12 protein-coding genes are annotated in these 14,586 nt (G+C 64.8%); 3 read left to right on the top strand and 9 right to left on the bottom strand.

Features of this window, described 5'->3' with window-relative positions; all coding sequences use genetic code 11:
- Nucleotides 1–50: 50 nt before the first annotated feature.
- The 3 genes from WN73_RS32890 to WN73_RS32900 form a co-directional block, all read right to left on the bottom strand.
- Entirely contained in the window at nucleotides 51–1,514 is a 1,464-nt protein-coding gene (locus tag WN73_RS32890; protein ID WP_028175323.1) for a trehalose-6-phosphate synthase, read from the bottom strand.
- A gap of 232 nt (nucleotides 1,515–1,746) precedes the next feature.
- The gene (gene otsB, locus WN73_RS32895) at nucleotides 1,747–2,568 is read right to left on the bottom strand and encodes a trehalose-phosphatase (protein ID WP_028175324.1); all 822 of its coding nucleotides are present in this window, start codon (nucleotides 2,566–2,568) and stop codon (nucleotides 1,747–1,749) included.
- A 3-nt stretch (nucleotides 2,569–2,571) separates the two neighbouring features.
- A complete protein-coding gene (locus tag WN73_RS32900; protein WP_028175325.1) occupies nucleotides 2,572–4,056 on the bottom strand; it encodes an MFS transporter in 1,485 nt (494 codons plus the stop codon).
- Between the two features lie 182 nt (nucleotides 4,057–4,238).
- Between WN73_RS32900 and WN73_RS32905 the strand changes: the two genes are divergently transcribed.
- On the top strand, nucleotides 4,239–4,598 hold the full coding sequence (locus WN73_RS32905; protein ID WP_074076407.1) for a DUF3175 domain-containing protein: 360 nt from the start codon (nucleotides 4,239–4,241) through the stop codon (nucleotides 4,596–4,598).
- Between the two features lie 196 nt (nucleotides 4,599–4,794).
- Here the strand turns inward: WN73_RS32905 and WN73_RS32910 are convergent, their stop codons facing one another.
- A complete protein-coding gene (locus tag WN73_RS32910) occupies nucleotides 4,795–6,834 on the bottom strand; it encodes a methyl-accepting chemotaxis protein (protein WP_271556298.1) in 2,040 nt (679 codons plus the stop codon).
- 282 nt (nucleotides 6,835–7,116) lie between these two features.
- On the opposite strand from WN73_RS32910, the gene WN73_RS32915 reads away from it, so the two are divergent.
- Nucleotides 7,117–8,283, top strand: coding sequence for an FIST N-terminal domain-containing protein (locus WN73_RS32915; RefSeq protein WP_028175646.1), 1,167 nt, complete (start codon nucleotides 7,117–7,119; stop codon nucleotides 8,281–8,283).
- Nucleotides 8,284–8,288: 5 nt separating this feature from the next.
- Nucleotides 8,289–9,638, top strand: a complete 1,350-nt coding sequence (locus WN73_RS32920) for a hybrid sensor histidine kinase/response regulator (RefSeq protein ID WP_039186348.1) — start codon at nucleotides 8,289–8,291, stop codon at nucleotides 9,636–9,638.
- Nucleotides 9,639–9,821: 183 nt separating this feature from the next.
- On the opposite strand, the gene WN73_RS32925 is transcribed toward WN73_RS32920, so the two are convergent.
- The 5 genes from WN73_RS32925 to WN73_RS32945 all read right to left on the bottom strand — a co-directional run bounded on the left by WN73_RS32925 (nucleotide 9,822) and on the right by WN73_RS32945 (nucleotide 14,483).
- Nucleotides 9,822–10,517 (bottom strand): response regulator, encoded by a 696-nt coding sequence (locus WN73_RS32925; protein ID WP_049832585.1) that lies wholly within the window; start codon nucleotides 10,515–10,517, stop codon nucleotides 9,822–9,824.
- Nucleotides 10,517–10,645 (bottom strand): hypothetical protein, encoded by a 129-nt coding sequence (locus tag WN73_RS32930; RefSeq protein ID WP_271556299.1) that lies wholly within the window; start codon nucleotides 10,643–10,645, stop codon nucleotides 10,517–10,519. Before WN73_RS32930 ends, WN73_RS32925 begins: the two co-directional genes overlap by 1 nt.
- A complete protein-coding gene (locus WN73_RS32935) occupies nucleotides 10,642–11,325 on the bottom strand; it encodes a response regulator transcription factor (protein WP_011083163.1) in 684 nt (227 codons plus the stop codon). Before WN73_RS32935 ends, WN73_RS32930 begins: the two co-directional genes overlap by 4 nt.
- A gap of 138 nt (nucleotides 11,326–11,463) precedes the next feature.
- Nucleotides 11,464–12,636 (bottom strand): c-type cytochrome, encoded by a 1,173-nt coding sequence (locus WN73_RS32940; RefSeq protein ID WP_028175648.1) that lies wholly within the window; start codon nucleotides 12,634–12,636, stop codon nucleotides 11,464–11,466.
- 131 nt (nucleotides 12,637–12,767) lie between these two features.
- On the bottom strand, nucleotides 12,768–14,483 hold the full coding sequence (locus tag WN73_RS32945; protein ID WP_039186352.1) for a PQQ-dependent methanol/ethanol family dehydrogenase: 1,716 nt from the start codon (nucleotides 14,481–14,483) through the stop codon (nucleotides 12,768–12,770).
- Nucleotides 14,484–14,586 lie beyond the last annotated feature (103 nt).

Raw genomic sequence — 14,586 nt, forward strand, 5'->3', positions numbered from 1 at the left:
TCCTTCCCCCCTCGTGGGAGGGGGGAAGATCAGAGCGAGCTTCACGGAAGCTAAATCAACCGCACGCCCGAGATCGCCGACTTCAACCAGCGCAGCGCTTGCGGGGGCTGGGCTGCGAGCGGGGCGACGGCGGCCTTCTCGATCCGGCACTTTTCGAGCTCGGCGACGAAATCGGCGGACCATTGCTGGATGGTATGGCCGCGCAGCTTCTTCATCATCGCGTCCCAGCGCATCTTGCGCTCGGTGAGCGGCATCGCGGCGGCGATCGCGATCGCGCGTGCCATGGCGTCGATGTCGTGCGGATTGACCAGCAGCGCCGTGTCGAGCTCATTCGCCGCGCCGGCGAATTTCGACAGCACCAGCACGCCGGGGTCGGCCGGGTTCTGCGCGGCGACATACTCCTTTGCGACGAGGTTCATGCCGTCATGCAGCGGCGTCACCACACCGATCTGCGCGGTGCGATAGAGCCCCGCGAGCACGGCCTGGCTGAAGCCCTTGTTGAGATAGCGGATCGGCGTCCAGTCCACCTCGCCGTGGCGGCCGTTGACGTCGGTGACGAGACGCGCGACCTCGTTCTGAAGATTGCCATAGGCCTCGATGGCACCGCGCGAAGGATTGGCGATCTGGAGCAGCGAGATGCTGCGCAAGAATTGCGGCTGCTCGGTCCAGAGCCGGTCGAACGCGCTGATGCGGTTGACGAGGCCCTTGGAATAGTCGAGCCGGTCGACACCGATCGCCAGACGCTCGCCGTTGAGGCTGCGGCGCAGCCGCGACACATCCGGATGCGAGGCGGACTTGGCGGCATACTGCGCGAACTTCTCCGCATCGATGCCGATGGGGAAGACTTCACAGCGGGTGCGGCCGTGCTGCGACAGCACAACACCATCATCGATGACGAGACCGAGCTCGCCGGCGACATAACCAAGGAAATTCTGGCGATCCTCCTCGGTCTGGAAGCCAATGAGATCGTAGGCGAGCATCGCCGTGATCAGTTCGCGATGATTGGGCACGCCCTGCGTCACCGCGGCCACCGGCCACGGCGTGTGCAGGAAGAAGCCGATCGGATCGTCGACGCCGAGATCGCGCAGCTCCGCACCGAGTGCGAGGAAATGATAGTCCTGCACCCAGAATGCGGTCCGGGGCTTGCGGAAGCGCATCAAGGCGCGCGCCATGAAGGCGTTGACCTCGCGATAGCTGACATAGTCTTCGCGCGAAACGCGGATCAGATCGCTGCGCGAATGCAGCGCCGGCCACAACGCCGAATTGGCAAAACCTTCGTAATAGCCGCCGTAATGCGCCGCCGGCAGATCCAGCGTCGCAATCGCGCCCGAACCCAGCGCCTCGATCTCGGCAAACGGCTCCTTCTGATGGCCGTCACGCACGCGGCCGGAAGACCCCACCCAGATGGCACCCGAATGTTCCACAACGGGAAGCAATGCCGCAGCCAAGCCGCCCGTCATGGGCTCGTTGGGTTTGCCGCGCGCAACACGATTCGAAACGACGACTAAGTTCACAGGTCGTCCCCTCCTGTTCATTCCACCCCGTTTAACTGGCGTTCATCAATATGGTTCCTGTCATCATTTCCACGAAATGAAACCAAAGTCAGGCGCGCACGTTGGAACTGGTTTCGCTTGCGGAACCTACTGCAAAGACAGTCATTTTGGTACTATTGCACGGCATGCATCGCTGTACGCTAGGGCGCTGCGCCGACGGCCTTTATGTCTGCAGCGTGGCGCTGCCTTTGTTTCACCTCGGATCGAGCAGGCGCGCGAGGAACGCGCGCACATCGCTCGGCGCATCGAAGTGACCATTCACACCCATGGCACGGCGGCCCACCGAAAAAGCGAGCCCGTTCATGTCAGGCATGATCGCGAACACAGTCTCGTCGGTGACGTCGTCGCCGATGAACAGTGGACGCCGTCCCCTGAACGGTTCGTGCTTCATCAACTCGTGCACGCCGGTCGCCTTGGTGAAGCCGGAATGCTTGATCTCGCAGACGAACTTTCCGGGCAGCACCTCGATCGGCGCATTGGGCAGATCGGCGCGGATCAGCGAGACAGCCTCGAAGATCGCCTTCTCCGCATGCGGTGCGAGGCGATAGTGCAGCGCGAGCGAATAGCCCTTGTCCTCGAGCAGAATGCCCGGACTGAGCTTTGCGATCGCAGCGAGCCGCCGCTTCAACTCCTTGTCCAGCGGCGGCGCGTGCACATCATCCGCTTCATTGTCCACCGACAGCCGCATCTCCGCACCGTGGCCGGCGACGGCGCGATAGACGTCGGGCGCGAAGATCAGGTCGATGTCGTTGAGCGAGCGGCCGCTGACCAGCGCCAGCGCCCCGGAGGTGCGTTCCACCAACCGCTTGAGCGTCTCCGACAGGCCCGGCGGCACCCACACTTCGCGCGGCGTCGGCATCAGGTCGAGCAGCGTGCCGTCGATGTCGAGCAGGATCGCGGTCTCGTCGAGATGCGGCACGAGCGCATGCGGCACCGGCACCGTTTCCGGCACATCGTCGTCAACGGGCATGCTGCGCTTCTGGTCCACTGCCATTTCCGCAAGTTCCGATTTCATAGTCTACTCCATAAAGGCCAGCGGCCGCGCTATTTGTTCGAGCGATTTGCGTTCCGCGGAGACGGCGTAGCGCCACGCCACGATCGCGGCCGCGATCATGAGGAATGCCCCCAGCAAATAGCCGGCGAACACGCTTGTGCGTGATCCCGTGTCGATCAGCGCGCCGAACAGCGCCGGGCCGATGACGCCGCCAATACCGGTGCCGACCGCGTAAAACACCGCGATCGCCAGCGCGCGGACTTCCAAAGGAAACGTCTCGCTGACCGTGAGATAGGCCGCGCTCGCGGCGGGCGAGGCAAAGAAGAAGATCACCATCCAGGCGATGGTCTGTCCTTGCGCACTGAGCGCCCCGATCGAGAACAGATAGCCCGACAGCGCCAGCAGCAGGCCCGACGCGCCATAGGTGAACATGATCATCGCGCGCCGTCCGAGCGTGTCGAACAGGCGGCCGAGCAGCAGCGGGCCGAGGAAATTGCCGGCGGCGAAGGGAAGCAGATACCATCCGACATGATCGGCGCTGATGCCGTAGAAATCGGTCAGCACCAGCGCGAAGGTGAAGAAGATGGCGTTGTAGAAGAAAGCCTGCGCGCCCATCAGGACGAGGCCGACCAGCGCGCGCTGGCGATAGACCGTGAACAGCGTGTGCATGACCTCGCGAATCGGCGTGTGATCGCGCATCTTCAGCCGGATCCTGGTGAAGCGTCGGTCGCTCGCATCCTGGTCGTGTCCGATCACCGAACGCTCGATCTCGTCGACGATGGCGTGGGCCTGATCGGGCCGCCCGTGGATCATCAGCCAGCGCGGACTTTCCGGGATCCACATCCGCATCAACAGCACGACGAGGCCGATGCTCGCGCCGATGAGATAAGCGAGGCGCCAGCCGAGATCGGGGCCGATCAAGGCGGGATCCAGCAGAACGATGGCCGCCACCGCGCCCATGGCCGCGCCGATCCAGAAGCTGCCGTTGATGACGAGATCGGTCCAGCCGCGATAGCGCGCCGGCACCAGCTCCTGGATGGTCGAATTGATCGCGGTATATTCGCCGCCGATGCCGGCGCCGGTGAGAAAACGAAACAGCGCGTAGCTCGCGATATCCCACGACAGTGCGGTCGCAGCGGTCGCGGAGAGATAAAGCGCGAGCGTGATGAAGAACAGTTTCTTGCGGCCGATGCGGTCGGTCAGCCAACCGAAACCGAGCGCGCCGAGCACCGCGCCGGCGAGATAGGCTGAATTGGCAATGCCGAGATCGAGATTGGAGAATTGCAACGAGGGACTTTGCTTCAGCGCGCCGGAAAGCGCACCGGCGAGTGTCACCTCGAGCCCGTCGAGGATCCAGGTGATGCCGAGCGCCAGCACGACCCGGGTGTGAAAGCCGCTCCACGGCAGCGCGTCGAGACGTGAGGGAATACTGGTCTCGATGATGCGATCGGTCGCGACCGCCGAGACAGCAGGTCCATAATTCAGCGCTTGGCTTTGCTGCAATTCCATCGCGTTGCTGGGTCTGACCAATGGAAGCGACCCCGGTTCACATGATGTGGCCAGGGGCGAACCGATCATCGGGGTGCGGCATTCCGCCTGCCACCTGCGACAACGTCTGCGGCAAGCGCCGGTTCCAGCAGGAACGGCCTCCAACGCCGTCCGTTTCCGAAGGAGCCGCAGGGAGTTGACGCATGGCTCACGTCAGAAAGACGACACATTCTCGCAAAACAGCTGCGCGCAGCAGGAAGACCAGCGTGCGCAAGAGCGCGAAACGCGCGACGCCGAAGCGCTGGTCGCAACGTGTGACCAAGGAGAGCGACGCGCTCGATCTCAAGCGCGGCGTATTCACGCTCACGAGTCCGAAGAAGATCGCAGCCTCGCTGAAGCGCTCGGCCGAGCACAGTTCGCGCCGCAAGACCGGCGCCTATCGTTCGGCGCTGTCGATGCTGACGTTCTATATCAACCGTGCCGGCAAGACGCTGCCGAAAACACAGCGGGCGCGGCTGGAGCAGGCGAAGGTGGAATTGAAGCGGGCGTTTGGAAGGGCGTGAGGCTTAGACGGCACAGCGAAAAATCAGCCGTCGTCCTGGACAAGCGAGCGGAGCGAGCGCTGATCCAGGACCCATTATCACAGGACGTGGTTTGGCGAAGACTTGCGGCTGGCTGCTCGCGCAACGACTGCTCCCTGGGATAATGGGTCCTGGCTTTCGCCAGGACGACAGCGGAGAGAGTGGAGAAGTCCGAGCCTTACGCCGCCCGGATATTCCCCATGAAGCGGTCGAGCTCGGCGCGGAGGCGGGTGCTTTCGGATGACAGGGTCTTGGCCGAATTCAACACCTCCTCCGAAGCCGAGCCGGTTTCGGCGGCGCCGCGATTGACCTCGCCGATGTCGGTGGCGGCGGCGTGGGTGCCCTGGGCGACCGTCTGGACGCTGCGCGCGATCTCCTGCGTCGCGGCGCCCTGCTGCTCCACCGCGCTCGCGATCGACGTCGAGATCGACGATATCTGGCCGATGGTGGCGCCGATCTCCTTGATCGCGGCGACCGACTCGGCGGTGGCGCCCTGCATGCCCGTGATGTGGGAGGAAATCTCGTCGGTGGCCTTCGCCGTCTGGCTGGCCAGCGACTTCACTTCGCTGGCAACCACCGCAAAGCCGCGGCCGGCTTCACCGGCGCGCGCCGCCTCGATGGTGGCATTGAGCGCCAGCAGGTTGGTCTGCTCGGCGATTGCCGTGATGAGCTTGACCACTTCGCCGATCTGCTGGGCGGCGTGCGAGAGCTTGCCGATGCGACCATCGGTCTCCTTGGCCTGCACCACGGCGGCCTCGGCAATGCGGCTGGAATCGCGCACCTGGCGACCGATCTCCTCGACCGAGGCCGAGAGCTCTTCCGTCGCGGTGGCGACCGACTGCATGTTGCTGGAGGCCTGCTCGGAGACGCCGGCGACCTGGCTCGACAGGCTCTGCGTGGTCTCGGCGGTACGGGTCAGCGTGGACGCGGCCGATTCGAGCTGCACGGCCGAGGCCGAGACGTTGGAGACGATGGCGCCGACGGCGCTCTCGAAATCGTCGGCAAAGCGGATCAGCTCGGAGCGGCGGCTTGCGGCCTGCTCCCGGCTCTGGGCTTCGCTGGCGGCGGCATCGCGCTCGGCCTTGGCGACGGCCTGAACCTTGAACTCCTCGACCGCGCCGGCCATCTCGCCGATCTCGTCCTTGCGGCCGAGGCCCGGCAGCACGACGTCGAAATTGCCCGAGGCGAGTTCGCGCATCGCCTTGCACATCGCGATCATCGGACGCGAGATGCCGGTGCCGAGCAGGAAGGCGAGGACCGCGCCGAGCAGCGTGCCGCCAACGGCGAGCATGAGGACCAGTTGCTCGGTCTGCCCGATGGTCGCTTCCGATTCCGTATCCAGCCGCTGCTGCTCGGCGACGAGGTCCGCCTTCATGGCGGTCGCGCCTTGCAGGATCGCACCGGCCGAGCCGCTCATCTCGGTCACGAGCTCATCGACCATCTTGGCGTTGGCGATCAGCTTCTCCAGCGCGTCGCGATAGGCCGCGAGCAGCACCTTCGCATCCTTCAAGCCGGCGACGATCTTGTCGTCCATGGAATAGACCGCGCCCAGCGAGTTCTCGACGAACTTCAGTCGCGCCAGCGCGCTTGTCGCCACCGCCTGATCGGAGTTGAGGATGAAATTGCTCGCGGCCGAACTCGCAGTCTGGAACTGGGCATTGACCTGCTTGGTGCCGAACTCGATCGCCTGCGCTTCTGCGTCGGAGGCGTTGTTGCCGATATCGTCGAGCTTGTACTTCAGGAGGTTGGCATTGCGCTGGAGCTGGTTCTGGACCAGCAGCGCGCTGTCGCGCTTGGCCTGCAGGATCTTTGCAAACGTCGCGGAGAAGTTGGAGAACTCCTTGGCGAGCTTGTTGAGACTCTCCTGCCGCGCCGGCCGCTTGGCGCCCTTGATCGCCTGGTCGATGGCGTTCTTCAGGCTGGCCTCGGCTTCCAGCGCCGCCTTGGCGTCATCTTCCTTGCCGGTGACGACGAAGTAGCGGGCGGACGAACGATAGGCGAGCAGCTCGCGGTCGATGTTGCGGGCGAGGTCGGCCTCCGAAACGCTGGTGCGGTAGGACCCGACCCCGGAGGAGACCCGCTCGAAGCCGAAATAGGCGAAAGCCATGCTGCCGGCGGAGATCACCAGCACTGCGGCAAAGCCCAGGATGATTTTGGCGCGGAACCTGAGGGTCGGAAATATGGTGCGCTTAGACGGCGACGCGATACGCCCGGACATTCCCACCCCCAACCTATGTTCTTGCAACAATCACGCGGCCCGGAAGCAGCCCTTTCCGAACGCGTGCGGAAAATTAAGGCAGAAACGTCAAGGGGTGGTAAATCCGTCCGGCCTGCACCCCGGGTGGAGAGCGTTTCCGCTCCCTCGGGCGCGTCCAGCCTTGCCGGGCCGAGCGGCGCCGTGTTGCGGCTAACCGGAAAACGCCTTATTCTTTGAACACTTGTCGGGCACTTATCAGGCACTTGGCGTCAGACCAGGCTGGTCCTCGAGGGGAGAAACGGAGTGGGGCAAACCGATTTTCGGTTTGGCGGTGCGTCTGGCGTTGCCGTTGCCAAATCGAAGGCTGCGAGCGTCGAGGAAGCCGTGGCCGAGCTCGCCGCCCAGCTCCCATCCGACGAGCTGGCGCTGATCCTGGTCTTCCTCTCGCCCAGCTACGACCCTCATCACTTCATCGCCGAGATCACCCGGCAATTCGACGAGACTCAGGTCTGCGGTTGCACGACCGCGGGCGAGCTCGCCCCTGACGGCTGGGACGAGAACAGCGTCGTGGCGCTGGCGTTCAGCCGTGCCGACTTCTCGGCCGCGGTGCGGCCCATTCTCAACCTCGACAGCTTCCGCGTCGAGGACGGCCGCAGGATCGGCGGCGAGCTCCGGCACGAGCTGTTGCGGATCACCCCGCAAGTCGATCGCGGCAATCCCTTCGGCCTGGTGTTGATCGACGGCCTGTGCCGCCGCGAGGAGGCGGTGATGTCCGCGATCTATGCCTCGCTCGACGACATCCCGGTCGTCGGCGGGTCCGCAGGCGACGGGATGCGCTTCGAGAAGACCTGGGTGTTCTGCGACGGCAAGGCACACACCAACGCCGCCCTCCTGATCCTGTTGAACACCTCGCTGCCGTTCCGGGCTTTCAAGTGCGACAATTTCGAGCCGAGCCCGCAGAAGATGGTGGTCACCGAAGCCGACATCGAAAATCGAACGGTCAGGGAGCTGAACGCGGAGCCCGCGGCCGAGGAATATTCGCGCATGGTCGGGATCCTGGACGCCAAGCTCGATCCATTTTCCTTCGCGTCCCACCCCGTGCTGGTGCGCGTCGGCGGCGCCTATTACGCGCGGTCGATCCAGCGCGTCGAGCCGGACGGATCCTTACATTTCTTCTGCGCCATCGACGAGGGCATGGTGCTGACGGCGGCGACGTCGCGCAGCCTGGTCGGCTCGACCCGCGACACCTTCGCCGAGATCCGGGACCAGATCGGAGACGTCTCGCTCTATATCGGCTTCGAGTGCCTGCTTCGCCGGCTCGACGCCGAGCAGCATCAGCTCGCCCGCGACATGTCCGACCTGTACCGGCAGAACCGTGTCGTCGGCTTTCATACCTATGGCGAGCAGTTCGGCTCCATGCATGTGAACCAGACCTTCACCGGCGTTGCGATCGGAAGGCGCCCGTCGTGACGGACATGTTGCAGGGCCCCGATGCGGTCGACCAGCTGCGGCGCGAGGCGGCGAAGCTGAAGAAGATCAATGCCGCGCTGATGTCGCGCGTCGAACGCTCGATGGACCAGCAGCTCAACGCCTTTTCATTGTTCGAAACCGCCATTGCGCTCGACCACAAGGTTCGCGACCGGACTCACCAGCTGCGCGAGGCGCTGCATTCGGTCGAGCGCGCCAATGAAGGGCTCTACCGCGCCAAGCAGCAGGCCGAAGCCGCAAGCTCGCTGAAATCATCGGTGCTGATCTCGGTCACCCACGACCTGTTGCAGCCGCTGAACGCGGCGCGCCTGACGCTGTCGGCGCTGACCGAGATGATGGAATCGCAGGAGGCGGGCCTGCTGATCGACCAGGCCGACCGCTCGCTGCTGATGCTGGAGGATTTGCTGCGGTCGCTGCTGGAGATCGCAAAGCTCGACGCCGGCGCGCTCAAGCCCGACGTGCGCGCGATTGCGCTGGCGCCCCTGTTCGAACAGCTCCGCAACGAATTCGAGCCGGTCGCGGCGCGGCAGGGTCTTTCCCTGCGCATCCGCACCTCGCCGCGCGCGGTCAGGTCGGATGCGATGATGCTGCGGCGGATCCTGCAGAACCTGCTTGCCAATGCCATCCGCTATACCCGCAGCGGCGGCGTCGTCATGGGATGCCGGCTGAGAGGCGACCACATCTGCATCCAGGTCTCCGACACCGGGCCTGGAATTGCACAGGCGCAGCAGCAGGCAATCTTCCGCGAATTCCAGCGCGGCGAGGCGACCGCGACCGACCAGGCCGGCTTCGGGCTCGGCCTCTCCATCGTCCGCCGTTTCGCAACCGTGCTCGGGCACGAGGTGCGGCTGTCGTCGCAGGTCGGCCGGGGATCGACCTTCACCCTGGAGCTGGAGCCCGCCGACCTCGCCGAGGTCAGCGACGAGGTGCACGAGGTCAAGCTCGCCGAGCGGCGCTATAGCGGGCTCGAAGGCGCCAAGATCCTGCTGATCGAGAACGACCCGAACGGCTCGGAGGCGATGGCCGCGCTGCTGGAAGGATGGGGCTGCGACGTCGCGACCACGCGCTCGGCCGCGGATGCGCTGCTGCGCCTCAGCGAGCTCGGCGGCGCACCCGATGCCGTGATCGCCGACCTCCATCTCGATCACGGCGAGAGCGGCTTGTCGGCCATCGCCGACGTCCGCCAGCATCTGAAGCTCGACACGCCGGCCATGATCATCACGGCCGACTACTCCGAAAAGGCCGCGAAGGACGCGAGCCGCCACGGCCTCGAAGTGCTGAAGAAGCCGATCAAGCCCGCCGAGATGCGGGCGCTGCTGTCGTTCCTGCTGAGCTAGCCCGCGCGGATGGCCTTCGCCCCCCGCCTGCGGGGCAAGCGCGCATGGCTCCCAACAAAAATGGCGAAAACAACCCCATGCACAGTAGCGGTAATATCTTACATCCATTCAAGGCAATGATTTACAATCGAAATCAGAAACAGAGCGCTCTCAATCTGGAGGGCAAACCAGGCGCGGATCGCCTCACTGCTGGTCCGGCCGTGGTCGCTCGCGCTCGGCCGCGGTGCCCCCGCCTGCCAGCGTCGCGAAATCGATCCTGGACATTTCGACGATGGCCTTGGTGCGGCTGATCACGTTGAGCTTGCGCAGGATGTCGGAGACGTGGACCTTCACCGTGGTCTCCGAGATCTTCAGCTCAAAGGCGATCTGCTTGTTTTGCAGCCCGCGCTTGAGCATTTCGAGCACGCGCAATTGCTGCGGCGTCAGCTCGTGCAGGCGCTTCAGGAGATCCTGCGCGGGGCCGGCCGCGCGCTGCGGGCGGACCTGCCCGCGATACGCGGCGGGAACACAGACCGCGCCGCGCAGCACCTCGCCGATCGATTGCGCCAGATCCTGCTTGGACGACGATTTGAGGATGTAGCCGGACACGCCGAGCGACAATGCGCCGGAGATGATCTGCCGATCCTGATATCCGGATACGATGACGACGGGAATTTTGGGGAACGCCTTGCGGATGCGGATGATGCCCGAAAGACCCGTGGTGCCCGGCATCGACAGATCGAGCAGGATCAGGTCGAGCTCGGTGGTCGCCGCGACCTGCTCCAGCGCGCCGTCGATCGAGGTCGCCTGAAGAATATCGGCCGCGGGCGCCACCATCCGGAGCGCGCCCTCGAGCGCCTCGCGAAACAGCGGATGGTCCTCGACGATCAGAAATCGCATCACGTATGAGCCATTCTGAAGACCTTGCCCAAGATGCCGCCGGGGCCGACGTTGAATTGCACATGCTGAGAATGGCTCAGCAGGGCCGCGCCGGCTTGATCCAGGTCAAGGACGACAGCGCGCGTCATTGCGGCCTGCCGCGATCGACCCGTGCATGAGGCCGGCTGCGCGGATCGGGCAGCTCCATCTTGCCGATCTCGATGATCGCCTTGTTGCGGCTGAACAGGCCGAGCTTGCGCAGGATCTCGGTGATATGCGCCTTCACCGTGGATTCGGCGAGCTGAAGCTCCTGGGCGATCTGCCGGTTCGGATAGCCGCGACGCAGGAGGTCGAGCACGCGAAGCTGCTGCGGCGTGAGCTCGCGCAGCTTGACCTCGAGCGCCTTGCTGGCATCGGCCCGCCGCCGCGGCGTCGCCACGAAATCCTTCGGCACCGACACCGATCCGCTCAGCACACCCTCGATCGATTGCGCCAGCTCACGCTTCGACGTCGACTTGGGCAGATAGCCGGCGGCGCCCAGCGCCAACGCCTCGCGGACGACGTGCTGATCCTCCTCGCTCGACACGATAGCGACGGGCAGGCGCGGATAGGCCTCGCGCAAGCGCAGGAAGCCGGAGAAGCCGGTCGCATCCGGCAGCGAGAGGTCGAGCAGCGCGAGGTCGATGCCCTCCCCGGCCGACAGGATATGCAGGGCATCCCCGATCGACATCGCTTCGAAGATCCGCGCCTCCGGCAAGGCCAGCCGCACCGCATTGCCGAGCGCCTCGCGAAACAGCGGATGATCGTCGATGATCAGGAAGCTGGTCATGGGGCCTTCCCAACACTGCACCGCACCCGCATCGACCGCAGCAGCGGAAGCGGCACATCCATGCGATAGCCGTCCGGCGCCGGGATGATGCCGGACGGACGCTACCACATCCTCCCGATCGCGTTCGGTCAAGATCGTTCAGTCGTTCGATTCGGACTGGACCGTCAGCAGGAAGGAAAAGATGTGGTCGAACTGCTCGTCGGTGAAGACCTCTTTCCAGGCCGGCATGCCCTTGGTCGGCCGTCCCTCATGCACGGTCGTCCAGAACTTCTCGCGCATCTCGTCGCCGTAGCGGTGACGCAGCAGCCGCAGGTCGATCTTCCGCTCGCTCTGGATCGCGTCGGGGCCGTGGCAGTGCGCACAGGTTCCGTTGAAGATCTCCTTGCCCGAGCCGACGGCCTCGGCGGCCGGCGCGGCCGCGTCCCCCTTGGTCTCGGTCGCCACCACATTGGCGGTCTGCGTCACGCCGGGTCCGGTCCCGGTCGTCGTTCCCGCCGGCATCGCCCGGGTCGCACCGAAGCGCGCCGGCTGGCCGGTCGGCAGGCCATATTTCACCGCGAGCGCGCCGATCGTGCCCTGAAGCTGCGGCAGGACGGCATCGACGCGATCACGCAGCTCGGTGGACGTCTTCGCAAAGCCGATCGCCGCATCCCATGACAGGCCTTCGCCCTCGGTGAGCTGGATCTGATAGCGATCGCCGTAACTGGTCTTGTTCAGCCAGCCGGCGACCGGGCCCCAGATGAAGGCGACGTCGGCCTTGCCCTGATCGAGCGCCTGCATGCCTTGCTCGGGCGACAGCACCGTCACCTTCTGGATATCGTCGCGGCTCGCGAGCAGGTTCTGCGGCGTGCTGGCGAACTGCACGGCAACGCGCTTGCCCTTGAGGCCGTCGATGCCATCGAGCGCCTGCCCCTTGGCGGCCACGAGGGCATAGCCCTGCTTCGCGAACGCGTTGGAGAAGATCACGGCCGGTCCCATGAAATCCTCGGACCGCGGCAGCCCGATCATGGCGTCGCATTGCTTGCCGAGCAGGGTGACGCGCACGGTGCGCTTGCCGAAATAGGATTTGTACCAGTCATAGGCGATCGGCCGGCCGAGCGCCTGCGCCAGGGCCTGCCCGATCTCGACATAGAAGCCCGGTTGCGACGGACTATCGCTCGAGAATGGAAGATTGGTCGGATCGGCGCAGAGGCGGAGCGGCTGCGCCTCGTCTGCGCGCAGCGAGACCGGAACGATCAGCGCGGCACATGTGAGCAGGCCTGCGATGGCGCGATTTCGGCTCGCACCGATGCCAGAATGATTCGGACGCATCCTCGTCTCCCATAGCTTTGTTGAGCCGGAGCTCGTTGAGCCAAGCGCAGCGGCACCAGGCATCGGCCGATGCCGCAACCAAAGTCTGGAAAAAGCGCGCGCGTATCCCGCGGGGATACGCGCGCGAGTGGTCACTGGACGGAGAACACGAAGAGCGAACCGCCCTCGGGAGCTGCGGCCGTCATCTTCTTTCCTACCTCGCCCAGGAACGCAGGCAGCGCAGCCGTGCGGCCGACGACGATGGCGACATATTGCTTGCCGTCGACCTGGTAGGTTACCGGACCTGCGCCGATGCCGGAGCCGAGATTCCTGCTCCACAACACCTTGCCGGACTTCGCATCGATGGCGCGGAAATCGCCATGGATGTTGCCGGCAAACACGAGGCCACCGCCGGTGGTCAGCGTGCCGCCGTTGAACGGCAGGTCTTCCTTGATCGACCAGACCTTCTTCTGCGCGACCGGATCCCAGGCCACGAGTTCGCCGAGGAAACCGCCGGGACCTTCCTTGGTCGGGAATTCGGCGCCGAGATAGAACACACCGCGCTTGTAGGCGACGTCGGAGACCGACCAGTCCATGCAGACATTGTTGGACGGGATGTAGACGAGGCCGGTCTGCGGGTTGAACGACATCGGCTGCCAGTTCTTGCCGCCGATCAGGTTCGGGCAGATGTCCTTGGCGGGATGGTTCGGCCCGGGACGCTTGTCGGGATCCTCGACCGCGCGCATCGTGGCGACGTCCCACTTCTTGGCCCAGTTGGAGAACACGTATTTCTCCGCCGAAAGCACCTTGCCGGTCTCGCGATTGGCGACGAAGAAGTAGCCGTTGCGATCCGCCTTCATCAGCGCCGGCACGGTGCTGCCGCCGATCTTCAGATCCGCGAGCACGGCTTCGTTGACGCCGTCATAGTCCCAGGCATCGGCCGGCGTGGTCTGGATGTGCCACTTGATCTTGCCGGTGTTGGGATCGAACGCCACCGTCGAGGCGGTGTAGAGGTTGGTCAGCTTGCCGAAATTGCCGTCGCCGGTCGAGCGTACCGCCGTGTTCCAGGGGCCGGGATTGCTGGTACCCCAATAGACTGTGTCGGTCTTCGGATCGTAGGAGCCGACCAGCCAGGCCGCACCGCCGCCATGCTGGGCGGAGTCGCCCTTCCAGGTATCGCCGCCGGGCTCATCCGGCGACGGAACGGTGTAGGTCTGCCAGAGCTGCTTGCCGGTGTTGATGTCGAAGGCCTGGAGCGAGCCGCGCACGCCGTACTCGCCGCCGCCGAAACCGGTGATGACCTTGTCGCGCACGACGAGCGGCGGCGAGGTGATGACCGAACCCTGCTTGTAATCGACCACCTTCGCCGTCCAGAGCGCCTTGCCGGTCGCGGCATCGAGCGCCGTCAGCTTGCCGTCGAGGCGGCCGACGAAGATCTTGCCGTCGGCATAGGAGACGCCGCGATTGTTCACGTCGCAGCAGGCGTATTGCAGCACGTCCTCGGGAATATCGGGTTCGTAGGTCCATTTGCGCACGCCGGTGGCGGCATCGAGCGCGTAGACGTATTTCGGGCCCCAGGAGCTCGAAACGTAGAGCGTGTTGCCGACGACGATCGGCGAGGATTCGTTCGAACGGAGCGAGGCGAGCGAGAACGAATAGGCGAGCGTCAGCTTGCCGGCGTTCTCGGTATTGATCTGCTTCAGCGGGCTGAAGCGCGTGTTGCCGTAGTCGTGGCCGGCAACGGCCCACTGGTTCGAATCGGATTGCGCCTTGAGCAGGGAGTCGTTGGCGCGAACGCCCGACGTAGCGGTGGCCAGCATCGCAACCATCGAGATGCCAGCCAAGAAGCCCTTCGTTCCAAAGGTCATGTATTCCCTCCACGATGTTGTTGTGCACGCCATGTTAGGCGCCTGAGCGCGCCGCGCCCGTGATGCGCAGTTCGTCTGCGAGCCATCGTTCGAAATTACAGCA

This window comes from Bradyrhizobium sp. CCBAU 45394, assembly GCF_028128655.1.
Lineage (GTDB): Bacteria > Pseudomonadota > Alphaproteobacteria > Rhizobiales > Xanthobacteraceae > Bradyrhizobium > Bradyrhizobium diazoefficiens.

What these genes read in the sequence shown, in the direction of transcription:
- otsB (WP_028175324.1), bottom strand. Translation starts at nt 2,568, where the DNA reads ATGAAATCGGAACTTGCGGAAATGGCAGTGGACCAGAAGCGCAGCATG.
- WN73_RS32900 (WP_028175325.1), bottom strand. Translation starts at nt 4,056, where the DNA reads ATGGAATTGCAGCAAAGCCAAGCGCTGAATTATGGACCTGCTGTCTCG.
- WN73_RS32905 (WP_074076407.1), top strand. Translation starts at nt 4,239, where the DNA reads ATGGCTCACGTCAGAAAGACGACACATTCTCGCAAAACAGCTGCGCGC.
- WN73_RS32910 (WP_271556298.1), bottom strand. Translation starts at nt 6,834, where the DNA reads ATGTCCGGGCGTATCGCGTCGCCGTCTAAGCGCACCATATTTCCGACC.
- WN73_RS32920 (WP_039186348.1), top strand. Translation starts at nt 8,289, where the DNA reads ATGTTGCAGGGCCCCGATGCGGTCGACCAGCTGCGGCGCGAGGCGGCG.
- WN73_RS32925 (WP_049832585.1), bottom strand. Translation starts at nt 10,517, where the DNA reads ATGCGATTTCTGATCGTCGAGGACCATCCGCTGTTTCGCGAGGCGCTC.
- WN73_RS32930 (WP_271556299.1), bottom strand. Translation starts at nt 10,645, where the DNA reads ATGACGCGCGCTGTCGTCCTTGACCTGGATCAAGCCGGCGCGGCCCTG.
- WN73_RS32935 (WP_011083163.1), bottom strand. Translation starts at nt 11,325, where the DNA reads ATGACCAGCTTCCTGATCATCGACGATCATCCGCTGTTTCGCGAGGCG.
- WN73_RS32940 (WP_028175648.1), bottom strand. Translation starts at nt 12,636, where the DNA reads ATGCGTCCGAATCATTCTGGCATCGGTGCGAGCCGAAATCGCGCCATC.
- WN73_RS32945 (WP_039186352.1), bottom strand. Translation starts at nt 14,483, where the DNA reads ATGACCTTTGGAACGAAGGGCTTCTTGGCTGGCATCTCGATGGTTGCG.